Below are 12977 nucleotides of genomic sequence, written 5' to 3'. Positions count from 1 at the left end.
CATGAGCGGCGACACGCAGCCCACCCTCCCGATCCCCGATCCCGCGGCGCGCTGGGTGCTGTCGAGCCCCGAGCCGGCGCCGAAGCGGCGACGGCGGTGGCCGTGGCTGGTCGCGCTGGTGGTCGTCGTGCTGTTGGCGGTGGCGGCGTGGTTCATCGGCGAGTGGGTCGCGCGCGGCATCGTCGAGCGCACCATCCGGCAGCAGGTGGTCTCCAACCTGCAGCTGCCCGCCGACCAGCAGGTCGACGTCGAGGTGCCCGGCGCGGTGCTGCCGCAGCTGATCGGCGGCTCGCTGGGCCAGGTGCGCGTGGCATCCGACGACGTCGCCATCGACGGGATCACCGGCGACGTCGTGGTCACCGCGGCCGACGTGCCGATCCGCGGCGGCGCCGACTGGAGCTCGGCCCAGGCGTCCATCTCGCTCGATGAGCAGCAGCTGCAGGCGCTGCTCGGGCGGGTCGAGGGGTTCCCGGCCGACTCCGTCACCCTCGACAGCCCCGACATCGCGATGTCCACCGAGCTCAGCGTGCTGGGCGCCTCGATCCCGGTGGGGGTGGGCCTGTCGGTCACCACGCAGGACGGGGCGCTGCTGCTCACCCCCGACACGCTGCGCCTGGCCGGGGCGGAAGTGCCCGCCGAGACGCTCGTCGACCAGTTCGGCGCCATCGCCCGCACCGTCGTGCGCGACTGGGAGGTCTGCGTCGCGCAGTACGTGCCGCGCGCCCTCACCCTCACCAGCACGACGGTGGGCGCGGATGCCGTCGTCGCCGAGTTCGACATCGACAGCGCGCTGCTCACCGACCCGTCCGCCCGCGAGACCGGCACCTGCGCCTGACGGCGGGCCGCACCCCGGCCGCGTGCCCGCGACGGGCGCCGAACGGATGCCGGTGCCACCGGGCGTCATGCGCGGATGGCCCGCGCCGACGGTGCCCTAGACTTCAACCACTCTCTGCACGGTCCTCGCCGGCGTGACCCGACCGCCGGCACATCTCCACCGATTGGCTCCTCGAACGTTGTCCGCCCCCGACTCCCGTCCGCTCGTTCCCGATTGGCTGGCCGTGCCGGATGACGCCAATGCGCTCGCGCCGCTGGTGTGGCCGGCATCGGCCGCGCGGGATGCCGAGGGCGAACTGCGCATCGCCGGTGTCGCCGTCTCGGCCCTGCGCGAGCAGTTCGGCACGCCGCTGTACGTGCTCGACGAGCAGGCCGTGCGCGCCCGCGCCCGCGAGGTGCGCGAGGCCTTCGAGTCCGCCGCCGCCCGCCACGGCGCCGCCGCCCGCGTCTACTACGCCGGCAAGGCGTTCCTGTCGACCGAGGTCGTCCGCTGGGTGAGCGCGGAAGGCCTGGCCGTCGACGTCGCCACCGGGGGAGAGCTCACCATCGCCCTGGCCGCCGGGGCCGACCCGGGCCGGCTCGGGCTGCACGGCAACAACAAGTCGGTCGCCGAGCTCGAGGCGGCCGTGGCCCACGGGGTCGGGTCGGTCGTCATCGACAGCCCCATCGAGCTCGAGCGCCTCGCCGTGGTCGCCGAGCGCCGCGGCGTCGTGCAGCGCGTGCTCGTGCGGGTCAACAGCGGCGTGCACGCCGAGACCCACGATTTCCTGGCCACCGCCCACGAAGACCAGAAGTTCGGCTTCCCGCTGGCCGATGCGCCGGCCGTGGTCGCCCGCATCCGCGAACTGCCGTCGCTGGAGTTCATCGGGCTGCACTGCCACATCGGCTCGCAGATCTTCGGCACCGCCGGGTTCGCCGAGTCGGCCGCGCGCGTCGTCGACGTGCACGCGCAGCTGCGCGAGGGCGGCGAGGTTCCGGTGCTGAACCTCGGCGGCGGTTTCGGCATCGCCTACACCTCCGTCGACGACCCCACGCCCATCGGCGAGCTCGCCACCGGCATCGTCGACGCCGTCGCCCGCGAGTGCGAGGTGCGCGGCATCCCGGTGCCGAACCTCGCCTTCGAGCCGGGACGCACCATCGTCGGCCGTGCCGGCATCACCCTCTACGAGGTGGGCACCGTCAAGCCCGTCCCCGTCACCGACGACCTCACCCGCGTGTACGTGAGCGTCGACGGGGGGATGAGCGACAACGCCCGCCCCGCCCTCTACGGCGCCCAGTACTCCGCGCGGCTCGCGTCGCGCACCTCGGATGCCGAGGCGGCGCTCGTGCGGGTCGTGGGCCGGCACTGCGAGTCGGGCGACATCGTCGTCGACGCGGAGTACCTCCCCGGCGACGTGACCCCCGGCGACCTGCTCGCCGTCCCCGCCACCGGGGCCTACTGCTTCTCGCTGTCGAACAACTACAACGCCGTGCCGCGCCCGCCGGTGGTCGCCGTCGCCGACGGCCGTGCCCGCGTCATCGTGCGCGGCGAGACGATCGACGACCTGCTGGCGCGCGACGCCGGCATCCCCACCCCGAACGAGGACACCGTATGACGACCGAATACCGCCGCCTGCGCGTGGCGCTGCTGGGTGCGGGCTCCGTCGGGTCGCAGGTGGCTGCGCTCCTGCTCCAGCACGAGGCGGAACTGGCCGACCGCGCCGGGGCCCACCTCGAGCTGGTCGGCGTCGCCGTGCGCGACATCGACGCGCCGCGCGACACCGACATCCCGCGCGAGCTGCTCACCACCGACGCCGAGCCGCTGCTGGTGGGCAGCGACATCGTCATCGAGCTGATGGGCGGCATCGAGCCGGCCCGCTCCTACCTGCTGCAGGCGCTCAGCGCCGGCGCCGACGTCGTCACCGGCAACAAGGCGCTGCTGGCCACGCACGGCCCCGCGCTGTTCGAGGCCGCCGACCAGGTGGGCGCCTCGGTGCACTACGAGGCCGCCGCCGCCGGCGCCATCCCGATCATCCGGCCGCTGCGCGACTCGCTCGCCGGCGACCGCGTGCAGCGCATCCTCGCCATCGTCAACGGCACCACCAACTACATCCTCGACCGGATGGACCTGGAGGGCGCCGACTACGCAGACGTGCTCGCCGACGCGCAGCGGCTCGGCTACGCCGAGGCCGACCCGACCGCCGACGTCGAAGGCTACGACGCCGCGCAGAAGGCCGCCATCCTCGCCTCGCTCGCCTTCCACACGGCCGTGCCGCTGGATGCCGTGCACCGCGAGGGCATCACGAGCGTCGACGCCCCTCTCATCGAGGCCGCACGCAAGGCCGGCTACGTCGTCAAGCTGCTCGCGGTGTGCGAGCGGCGCACCGACGACGGCCGGGAGGCGATCTCGGTGCGCGTGCACCCTGCGCTCGTGCGTCGCGACCACCCGCTGGCCAGCGTCCACGGCGCCAACAACGCCGTGTTCGTGCAGGCCGAGGCCGCCGGCGACCTCATGTTCTACGGTGCGGGCGCGGGCGGCGTGCAGACGGCATCCGCGGTTCTCGGCGACCTCGTCTCGGCCGCCCGGCGGCACATCGCCGGCGGCATCGGCGTGGGCGAGTCCACCCGCGCCAACCTGCCGATCCTGCCCATCGGCCGCGCGACGACGCGCTACCAGATCACCCTCGAGGTCGACGACCGCCCCGGCGTGCTCGCGACCGTCGCCGGCATCCTCGCCGACGGCCGCGTCTCGATCGCGACCGTCGAGCAGACGATCATCCCGGGGGACGAGCAGGCGCGGGCGCGCCTGGTCATCGGCACCCACACCGCACTCGAGCAGGACCTGGGGGAGACGGTCCAACGCCTCGCCTCCAGCGGCGTCGTCTACCGCGTCGTCTCGGTCCTGCGCATGGAAGGAGACTGAACATGGCACATGTCTGGCGCGGAGTCCTCCGCGAATTCGGCGACCGACTCGGCGTGACCGAGTCCTCGACGGTGGTCACCCTCGGCGAGGGCGGCACGCCGCTCATCCCCGCCCCCGCACTCTCGCGCCTCACCGGCGCCGACGTGTGGGTGAAGTTCGAGGGCATGAACCCCACCGGCTCCTTCAAAGACCGCGGCATGACCGTCGCGCTCTCGCGCGCCGTGGAGCACGGCGCCAAGGCCGTCATCTGCGCCTCGACCGGCAACACGTCCGCCTCGGCCGCCGCCTACGCCGCGCACGCGGGGATCACCGCCGCCGTGCTCGTGCCCGAGGGCAAGATCGCGATGGGCAAGCTGAGCCAGGCCGTCATCCACGGCGGCCGTCTCATCCAGATCCGCGGCAATTTCGACGACTGCCTCGAGATCGCCCGCGAGCTGGCCGACCACTACCCGGTGCACCTGGTGAACTCGGTCAACCCCGACCGCATCGAGGGGCAGAAGACCGCCGCCTACGAGGTCGTCTCGCAGCTGGGCGACGCCCCCGACTTCCACTTCATCCCGGTCGGCAACGCCGGCAACTACACCGCCTACTCGCGCGGCTACCGCGAAGAGGCCGACCGCGGCGTCTCCACCCGCGTTCCCCGCATGTTCGGCTTCCAGGCCGAGGGCTCCGCCCCCATCGTGCGCGGCGAGGTCGTCAAGAACCCCGAGACAGTGGCCTCGGCCATCCGCATCGGCAACCCGGCCTCGTGGGAGCTCGCCCTGCAGCAGCGTGACGCGACCGACGGCTGGTTCGGCGCCATCGACGACGACCGCATCCTCGCCGCGCAGAAGCTGCTCGCCGGCACCGTGGGCGTCTTCGTCGAGCCGGGCTCGGCCATCAGCGTCGCCGGCCTGCTCGACCGTGCCGAGGCGGGCGTCATCCCCGCCGGCGCCAAGGTCGTGCTCACCGTCACCGGCCACGGCCTGAAGGACCCGCAGTGGGCCCTGCGCAACGCCGACGGCTCCGAGGTCACCCCCACCGTCGTCGACGCGTCGACGTCGGAGGTCGCCTCGGTGCTCGAGCTGGCTCCGGCCGAATGACCGAGTCCCGTTCGGTCGCGGTGCGGGTGCCCGCGACGAGCGCGAACCTCGGACCGGGCTTCGACACCCTCGGCCTCGCGCTGAGCGTGTACGACGAGCTCACCGTCACCACCCTGCCCGCGGGCGAGCTCGAGATCGTCGTGACGGGGGAGGGCGCCGCCGACGTCCCCACCGACGCGTCGCACCTCGTCGTGCGCGCGATCGCGTACGCGTTCGAGGCCGCGGGGCGGGAGCTTCCGGGGCTGCACCTCGAAGCGCACAACACCATCCCGCACGGCCGGGGCATGGGCTCGTCGGGTGCGGCCGTGGCCGCCGGCATCCTCGCCGCCAAGGGACTGCTGGCCGGCGACGTCGACTTCGACGACGCCACTCTGCTGCGCCTGGCGACCGAGCTCGAGGGCCACCCCGACAACGTCGCGCCCGCGCTGTTCGGCGGTCTGACGATCGCGTGGATCGACGAGAGCGGTCCGCAGCACAAGAAGCTGCTCGTGCATCGCGGCGTGGCGCCGCTGGTGTTCGTGCCCGACTTCCAGATGTCCACGTCGGTCGCGCGGGGCCTGGCCCCCGTGCAGGTGCCGCGCGAAGACGCCGTGTTCAACGTGTCGCGTTCGGCGCTGCTGATCGCGGCGCTCACCCAGAGCCCCGAGCTGCTGTTCGCGGCCACCGAGGACAAGCTCCATCAGTCCTACCGTGCGCAGGCGATGCCGGCCACCGACGCCCTCGTCCGCGCGCTGCGCGCCGAGGGATTCGCCGCCGTCGTCTCCGGCGCCGGGCCGTCGGTGCTGGTCCTGGCCGACGGGCCGGGGCGCCGTCTCGAGGCCCTCGAGGTGGCCGCCCGCCAGCCCACGCCGTGGGCCCCGCACCTGCTCGCCGTCGATGTGCGGGGTGCTACAGTGAGGGAGTATACGGAGGGTGCCACGCCTCGAGCGTGAATCTGGCCTCCGTCGCAAATCTGCGAACCACCGCATAACCCCCCGCTTCGGCGACCGCCGTCCTCCCTGGACGCGGACGCGCCGACGGGACGGTCGGCCGCCGCTGTGGACGGCGCCGGATGCGGACAGTCCTATCCACACGTTCACAAGGGAGAACTCGTGGAGTCCATCTCCGAGATCCAGACCGAAGACACCACCGGCGACGCCGCCGAGGTGACGACCGACCAGGCCGCCGTGGCCGAGACGCCCGCCGACGGCACCGAGCAGGCCGACGCCGCGGCGCCGGCCGAGGACGCCGTCGAGGAGGCTGCTGCCGAGGCGCCCGTCGAGGAGGCTGCGCCCGAGGCTGCTGCCGAGGCGCCCGTCGAGGAGGCTGCGCCCGAGGCCGCTGCCGAAGCGCCCGCCGAGGAGGCTGCGCCCGAGGCCGCCCCCGAGAAGCCCGCCAAGGCGCCGCGCAAGCGCGCCCCGCGCCGCGCGAAGAGCTCCGACGTGCCGGCTGCGCCCGCCGAGGATGCCGTTGCCGAGGCGCCCGCCGCCGACGTCGAGGCGCCCGCCGCCGACGCTGAGGCTGACGCTGCCGCTGCCGAGACCCCCGCCGCCGAGACCCCCGCCGCCGAGACCGCCGAGGTGGCCGAGGCTGAAAAGTCCGAGGGCGAGAAGTCCGAGGCTGAGAAGTCCGAGGGCGAGAACGCCGACGGCGACAAGGCCGAGGGGGAGACCTCGGGCCGCAGCCGTTCGCGCAGCCGTTCGCGCAGCCGCAGCCGCAACCGCAACGAGGCCGCTCAGAACGGTCAGGCCGCTCCCGCCGAGGAGAAGACCGAGTCCGACGACGAGGCTCCTGCCGACAACGCGTCGCAGAACGGCCGTGGCCGTCAGCGCAACAAGCGTCGCGGCCAGACCGCCGCCGGGGGAGACGAGTTCGAGGCCGAGATCGGTGACGACGACGTACTCATCCCGGTCGCCGGCATCCTCGATGTGCTCGACAACTACGCGTTCGTGCGCACCACCGGCTACCTCCCGGGCCCGAGCGACGTCTACGTCTCGCTCGGCCAGGTGAAGAAGTACAACCTGCGCAAGGGCGACGCCGTCGTCGGTGCCATCAAGCAGCCGCGCGAGGGCGAGCAGTCCAGCCGCCAGAAGTACAACGCGCTGGTCAAGGTCGACGCGATCAACGGCCTGTCGGTCGAAGACGCCGCCACCCGTGTCGAGTTCGGCAAGCTCACGCCGCTCTACCCGCAGGAGCGTCTGCGTCTGGAGACCGCGCCCGAGAAGCTGACCCAGCGCATCATCGACCTGGTCGCGCCCATCGGCAAGGGCCAGCGCGGCCTCATCGTCGCCCCGCCCAAGGCGGGCAAGACGATCGTGTTGCAGCAGATCGCGGGCGCCATCGCGGCGAACAACCCCGAGGTCCACCTCATGGTCGTGCTCGTCGACGAGCGTCCCGAAGAGGTCACCGACATGCAGCGCACCGTCAAGGGCGAGGTCATCGCCTCGACCTTCGACCGCCCGGCCGAGGACCACACCACCGTCGCCGAGCTCGCCATCGAGCGTGCCAAGCGTCTGGTCGAGCTCGGTCGCGACGTCGTCGTGCTGCTCGACTCGATCACCCGCCTCGGCCGCGCCTACAACGTGTCGGCTCCCACCTCGGGCCGCGTGCTGTCGGGCGGCGTCGACGCCTCGGCGCTGTACCCGCCCAAGCGCTTCTTCGGCGCGGCGCGCAACATCGAGAACGGCGGCTCGCTGACCATCCTCGCCACCGCGCTGGTCGAGACCGGCTCCAAGATGGACGATGTCATCTTCGAGGAGTTCAAGGGCACCGGCAACAGCGAGCTGCGCCTGTCGCGTCAGCTCGCCGACAAGCGCATCTTCCCGGCCGTCGACGTCAACGCGTCCTCGACCCGTCGTGAGGAGATGCTGCTGTCCTCGGACGAGGTCAAGATCACGTGGAAGCTGCGTCGCGCCCTCGCCGGCCTCGACCCGCAGCAGGCCCTCGAGGTCGTCCTCGGCAAGCTCAAGGAGACGAGCTCGAACGTCGAGTTCCTCGTGCAGATGCAGAAGTCGATCCCCGCGCCCACGGGCGGGCACGGCGGTGGCCACAGCCACGGTCACGAGAACAACATCCGCTGAGTCCGACGTGTTCGAATCGGTCGCCGTCCTGATCGACGAGCACCGCGCCGTTCAGGAGGAGCTCTCCGATCCGGCGGTGCACGCCGATCCCGCGCGCGCCAAGCGCGTCAACCGGCGGTACGCCGAGCTGTCGAAGATCGTCGCGGCCCACGATGCGTGGGTCGCGGCGGCCGACGACCTCGAGGCGGCGCGCGAGTTCGCCCGTGAAGACGACGCGTTCGCCGACGAGGTGCCCGCGCTGCAGGAGAAGCTCGCCCAGGCGCAGGAGCGGCTGCGGCGTCTCCTCATCCCGCGCGACCCCGACGACGCCCGCGACGTGATCATGGAGATCAAGCAGGGCGAGGGCGGCGCCGAGTCGGCGCTGTTCGCCGCCGACCTGCTGCGCATGTACCTGCAGTACGCCGCGTCCAAGGGGTGGAAGACCGAGCTCCTCGAGCGCAACGAGTCCGACCTGGGCGGCTACAAGGACGTGCAGGTGGCGATCAAGGGCTCCGGGTCCGACCCCGCGCAGGGGGTGTGGGCTCACCTCAAGTACGAGGGCGGCGTGCACCGCGTGCAGCGCGTGCCGGCCACCGAGTCGCAGGGGCGCATCCACACTTCCACGACCGGTGTGCTCGTCTTCCCCGAGGTCGACGAGCCCGAAGAGATCCACATCGACCCGAACGACCTGAAGATCGACGTCTTCCGCTCGTCGGGCCCCGGCGGGCAGTCGGTGAACACGACCGACTCGGCCGTGCGCATCACGCACGTCCCCACCGGCATCGTCGTGTCGATGCAGAACGAGAAGTCGCAGCTGCAGAACCGCGAGGCCGGCATGCGCGTGCTGCGTGCACGCCTGCTCGCCAAGCAGCAGGAAGAACTCGACGCCGCGGCATCCGACGCCCGTCGTTCGCAGATCCGCGGCATGGACCGTTCCGAGCGCATCCGCACCTACAACTTCCCCGAGAACCGCATCGCCGATCACCGCACCGGATACAAGGCCTACAACCTCGACCAGGTGATGGACGGCGCGCTCGAGCCGATCATCGAGTCGGCGATCACCGCCGACGAGGAGGCGCGCCTCGCGGCATTGGGCTGAGCTCGGCGCTACTGTCGGCGCATGATCGCGTTCCTGCTGCGTGCGCTGGTGTTCCTCGCTTCGGCGGCCATCGGCCTGATCGTCGCCGACCTCGTGCTGCCCGGCTTCCACATCGCGTGGCGGGACTGGTGGGGCTTCCTGCTGGCGATCGTGCTGTTCGCGGTGCTGCAGAGCGTGCTCACGCCGATCGCGCAGCGCCTCAGCCGCAAGCACGCGCCGCTGCTGCTGGGCGGCATCGGCATCCTGTCGACGTTCGTCGCGATCGTCATCGTCGTGCTCATCCCGGCGGCCGGACTGTCGATCTCGGAGCCCCTCGCCTGGATCGCCGGCCCCGCCATCGTCTGGCTCGTCACCGCCCTGGCCACCTGGCTGCTCACTCCGCTCGTCGCGAAGATCCGCCCGCCGCGCACCCGCGCCTGAGACCGGGGGAGGGCGGATGCCGGGGGTCTACCCGCATCCTGTGGGACGCGGCGCGGGAGCGCGTCCCGCAAACGGTGGCTGCAGGCTCTGGCCCCCGCGCTCTGCGGGACGCGCCGCGGCAGCGTGTCCCGCAACCGGTGGGTGCCGGGGCTCTCGCTCGCATTTTGCGGGACGCGCCCCGGCAGGGTGTCCCACAACCGGTGGCTGCGGCCTCCCGCACCCGCATTCTGTGAGACGCGCCTCGATAGCGTGTCCCGCAAACGGCGGATGCTGGGGCTATCACCCGCAATGTGCGGGACGCGCCCCGACATGGTGTCCCGCAACCGGTGGGTGCGGGCTCCCGCACCCGCATTCTGTGAGACGCGCCCCGGCAGCGTGTCCCGCAACTGGCGGATGCCGGGGCTAGCACCTGCGCTGTGCGGGACGCGCCCCGACAGGGGATCCCAGAATCAGCGGATGCCGGGGCGTCCACCCGCACTCCGCGGGACACGGTGCCGCAGCAGGTCTCGCATACGGCGCGTGCGGCGGCCAGCATCCGCGCTGTATGGGTCCGGCCCACACCAGGTCTCGAAAGCGGCGGGTGAGGCATCCCGCACCCGCATCCCGTGGGACATGGCGCGGCACCAGGTCCCGCAAACGGCGGATGCCGGGGCGTACACCCGCACCCTGGGGGACATGGCGCGGCACCAGGTCCCGCAATCAGCGGATGCCGGGGCGTCCACCCGCACTCTGCGGGACCGACCCGCGCACCAGGTCCCGCATACGGCGGATGCCGGGGCCGGCACCCGCATCCTGCGGGACCGGCCCCGGCATCGTGTCCCACAAACCGTGAGCCCTAGGCCACTGAACGCGACCTCAGATGTAGTACTCCGGCACGGTGAGGAGGGCGCGGGTGTCTTCGCCGGCGGAGCGGCGGCGCGGCTTGGCGGGGATACCGACGAGCACCGAGTCCTCGGGGGCGTCGCGGGTGACCACGGCGTTGGCGCCGACGACCGATCCGGCGCCGATCGTGATGGGGCCGAGGATCTTGGCGCCCGAGCCGACGGCGACGCCGTCGCCGAGAGTGGGGTGACGCTTGCCGGCGTCGCGGGTGCGGCCGCCGAGGGTGACGCCGTGGTACAGCATCACGTCGTCACCGATCTCGGCGGTCTCGCCGATGACCACGCCCATGCCGTGGTCGATGAAGAAGCGGCGCCCGATGGTGGCGCCGGGGTGGATCTCGACGCCGGTGAGCCAGCGCGTCACCTGCGACCCGGCGCGCGCGACGAAACGCGCCCGCCGGATCCACAGGGCATGCCACAGGCGATACGCCCACACGGCGTGCAGGCCCGGGTAGAGCAGCGCGATCTCCACGGCCCCGCGCGCGGCGGGGTCGCGGAGCTTCGCCGAGGCGATGTCTTCGCGGATGCGACGGATCGGGTGCACGCCGGCGACGCTCAGATGCCCGCGGGCTCGTCGCGCAGGTGCTCGTACAGCACCGTCGACAGGTAGCGCTCACCGAACGAGGGCACGATCACCACGATGTTCTTGCCCTCGGCCTCGGGACGCGCGGCCACTTCGAGCGCCGCCCAGATCGCCGCACCCGAAGAGATGCCGACGAGGATGCCTTCCTTCGTGGCGACCTCGCGGGCCACGCGGATCGCGTCGTCGAACGCGACGTCCTGCACCTCGTCGATGACGGTCTGGTCGAGGATCTCGGGGATGAAGTTGGGGCCGATGCCCTGCAGCTTGTGGGGACCGGGGGTGCCCTTGGTCAGCAGCGGCGAGTCGGCGGGCTCGACGGCGACGACCTTCGCCTCGGGGATGCGCTCCTTCAGCACCTGGCCGACGCCGGTGATGGTGCCACCGGTGCCGATGCCGGCGACGAAGTAGCCGACCTCGCCGTCGGTGTCGCGGATGATCTCCTCGGCGGTGGTCGCGCGGTGGATGGCGGGGTTGGCCTCGTTGGCGAACTGCTTGGCGAGGATCGCGCCGGGGGTCGCCGCGGCGATCTCCTCGGCCTTGGCGACGGCGCCCTTCATGCCGCCCGCGGGGTCGGTGAGCACGAGCTCGGCGCCGTAGGCCTTCAGCAGCAGGCGACGCTCGGTCGACATCGACGACGGCATCGCGAGGATCACCTTGTAGCCGCGCGCCGCGCCGACCATCGCCAGGGCGATGCCGGTGTTGCCGCTCGTGGCCTCGACGATCGTGCCGCCGGGCTTCAGCTCGCCCGAGGCCTCGGCGGCGTCGACGATGGCGATGCCGAGACGGTCCTTCACCGACGACGCCGGGTTGTAGAACTCGAGCTTCGCGAGCACCGTGCCCGGAAGTCCCTCGGAGATGCGGTTGAGCTTGACGAGCGGGGTGTTGCCGAATGCGCTCGTGATGTCGGGGTGGATGCCGGACATGGCCTGCCTTTCGTGCGGGTCTGCGACGTCTCGTGCGGGTGCGAGATCCTCGCACAAGACTATTCACGCGCACGCGTAGAGGGCCGAATGTGACGAATACTCACGGCTAGGCTGGATCTTCTGATGGTCAGCACCCCTCCCGCCGCACCGGCTCCCGCCGAGCACCCGACGCCCCCCGCATCCGCGCCCGCGGCGTCTCTGGCGCACACGATCCGGTCGGCGGTGCAGGCACTGCAGGCCGCGGGGGTGGCCACCCCCGAAGCGGATGCCGAGCTGCTGGCCGCCCACGTGCTCGGCCTCTCGCGGGGCGAGCTGGCGGCGGCCGCGTTCCGCGGCGACACGTGGCCCGAGGCCCACCGCGCCCGATGGGAGGCGCTGCTGGCCCGCCGCGCCGCCCGTGAGCCCCTGCAGCACCTCATCGGACTCGCCCCGTTCCGTCACCTCGAACTGCGCGTCGGCCCGGGTGTGTTCGTGCCCCGCCCCGAGACCGAATCGGTGGCCCAGCTCGCCATCGACGCGCTGCGCGCCAGTGCGGAGCCCGAACCCGTCGCGGTCGACCTCGGCACCGGCTCCGGCGCGCTGGCCCTCGCGATGGCCACCGAGGTGCCCCACGCCCGCGTGCACGCCGCCGAGAACTCGGTCGACGCGTTCGTGTGGGCCAAGGAGAACTTCGCCGCGGTCGGCGCGCCCAACGCCCGCGTCGCCTTCGTCGACCTCGCCGACGCGTTCCCCGAGCTCGACGGCACCGTTTCGGTGCTCGTCTCCAACCCGCCCTACGTGCCCGACGACGCCATCCCGCGCGACCCCGAGGTGCGCCTCTGGGACCCGCCCGCCGCCCTCTACGGCGGCCCCGACGGGCTCGACGTCGTGCGCGTGCTCTCGGGAGTGGGCCTGCGGCTGCTGCGACCCGGCGGCACGATCGTCATCGAGCACGGCGAGTGGCAGGGGGCGCCGATCCGGGAGCTCCTGACCGGCGACGGCTGGCGCGCCGCGGCCACCCACCCCGACCTGACCATGCGCGACCGCACCACCACCGCCCTGCGGCCCTGAGCGGGGGAGTGCGGGCGGGGCGCCGTGGGGGGCGTTTCGACTCGCTGCGCTCGCTCAACGACCGGGGCGCGGTGGGGGCGCGGTGGGGGCGTTTCGACTCGCTGCGCTCGCTCAACGACCGGGGGGGGGGGCGGGGGGGGGGCGTGTCGACTCGCTGCGCTCGCT

The 12977-nt window shown here is 72.6% G+C and carries 11 protein-coding genes; 9 read left to right on the top strand and 2 right to left on the bottom strand.

What is annotated here, in order from left to right:
* Position 1: 1 nt before the first annotated feature.
* The 8 genes from N3K63_RS00055 (at position 2) to N3K63_RS00020 (ending at position 9375) form a co-directional block, all read left to right on the top strand.
* Positions 2-835, top strand: coding sequence for a DUF2993 domain-containing protein (locus N3K63_RS00055; RefSeq protein WP_261577918.1), 834 nt, complete (start codon positions 2-4; stop codon positions 833-835).
* Between the two features lie 178 nt (positions 836-1013).
* Entirely contained in the window at positions 1014-2429 is a 1416-nt protein-coding gene (gene lysA, locus N3K63_RS00050; RefSeq protein WP_261577917.1) for a diaminopimelate decarboxylase, read from the top strand.
* Entirely contained in the window at positions 2426-3736 is a 1311-nt protein-coding gene (locus N3K63_RS00045; RefSeq protein ID WP_261577916.1) for a homoserine dehydrogenase, read from the top strand. The genes lysA and N3K63_RS00045 overlap by 4 nt, the downstream gene beginning before the upstream one ends.
* A 2-nt stretch (positions 3737-3738) precedes the next feature.
* Entirely contained in the window at positions 3739-4818 is a 1080-nt protein-coding gene (gene thrC / locus N3K63_RS00040) for a threonine synthase (RefSeq protein WP_261577915.1), read from the top strand.
* The gene (gene thrB, locus N3K63_RS00035) at positions 4815-5750 is read left to right on the top strand and encodes a homoserine kinase (protein ID WP_261577914.1); all 936 of its coding nucleotides are present in this window, start codon (positions 4815-4817) and stop codon (positions 5748-5750) included. The genes thrC and thrB overlap by 4 nt, the downstream gene beginning before the upstream one ends.
* 159 nt (positions 5751-5909) lie before the next feature.
* Positions 5910-7877 (top strand): transcription termination factor Rho, encoded by a 1968-nt coding sequence (gene rho, locus N3K63_RS00030; protein ID WP_261577913.1) that lies wholly within the window; start codon positions 5910-5912, stop codon positions 7875-7877.
* Positions 7878-7884: 7 nt separating this feature from the next.
* Positions 7885-8955, top strand: coding sequence for a peptide chain release factor 1 (prfA, locus tag N3K63_RS00025; protein WP_261577912.1), 1071 nt, complete (start codon positions 7885-7887; stop codon positions 8953-8955).
* A 21-nt stretch (positions 8956-8976) separates the two neighbouring features.
* Positions 8977-9375 carry a phage holin family protein gene (locus N3K63_RS00020; protein WP_261577911.1) on the top strand — a complete coding sequence of 133 codons (399 nt, stop codon included), beginning with the start codon at positions 8977-8979 and terminating at the stop codon, positions 9373-9375.
* An 855-nt stretch (positions 9376-10230) separates the two neighbouring features.
* On the opposite strand, the gene epsC is transcribed toward N3K63_RS00020, so the two are convergent.
* Positions 10231-10800: a serine O-acetyltransferase EpsC gene (gene epsC / locus N3K63_RS00015; protein ID WP_261577910.1), complete on the bottom strand. Its 570-nt coding sequence runs from the start codon at positions 10798-10800 to the stop codon at positions 10231-10233.
* Positions 10801-10811: 11 nt separating this feature from the next.
* Positions 10812-11762, bottom strand: a complete 951-nt coding sequence (gene cysK / locus N3K63_RS00010; RefSeq protein WP_261577909.1) for a cysteine synthase A — start codon at positions 11760-11762, stop codon at positions 10812-10814.
* 123 nt (positions 11763-11885) lie between these two features.
* Here cysK and prmC point away from each other — a divergent pair, with 123 nt between their 5' ends.
* Complete coding sequence (gene prmC, locus N3K63_RS00005) at positions 11886-12812, top strand: peptide chain release factor N(5)-glutamine methyltransferase (RefSeq protein WP_261577908.1); 927 nt, start codon at positions 11886-11888, stop codon at positions 12810-12812.
* Positions 12813-12977 lie beyond the last annotated feature (165 nt).

Source organism: Microbacterium festucae (assembly GCF_025421715.1).
Classification (GTDB): Bacteria; Actinomycetota; Actinomycetes; order Actinomycetales; family Microbacteriaceae; genus Microbacterium; species Microbacterium festucae.
Note: the sequence above shows the minus strand (reverse complement) of the source record. Positions and strands in the feature narration are given on the sequence as shown.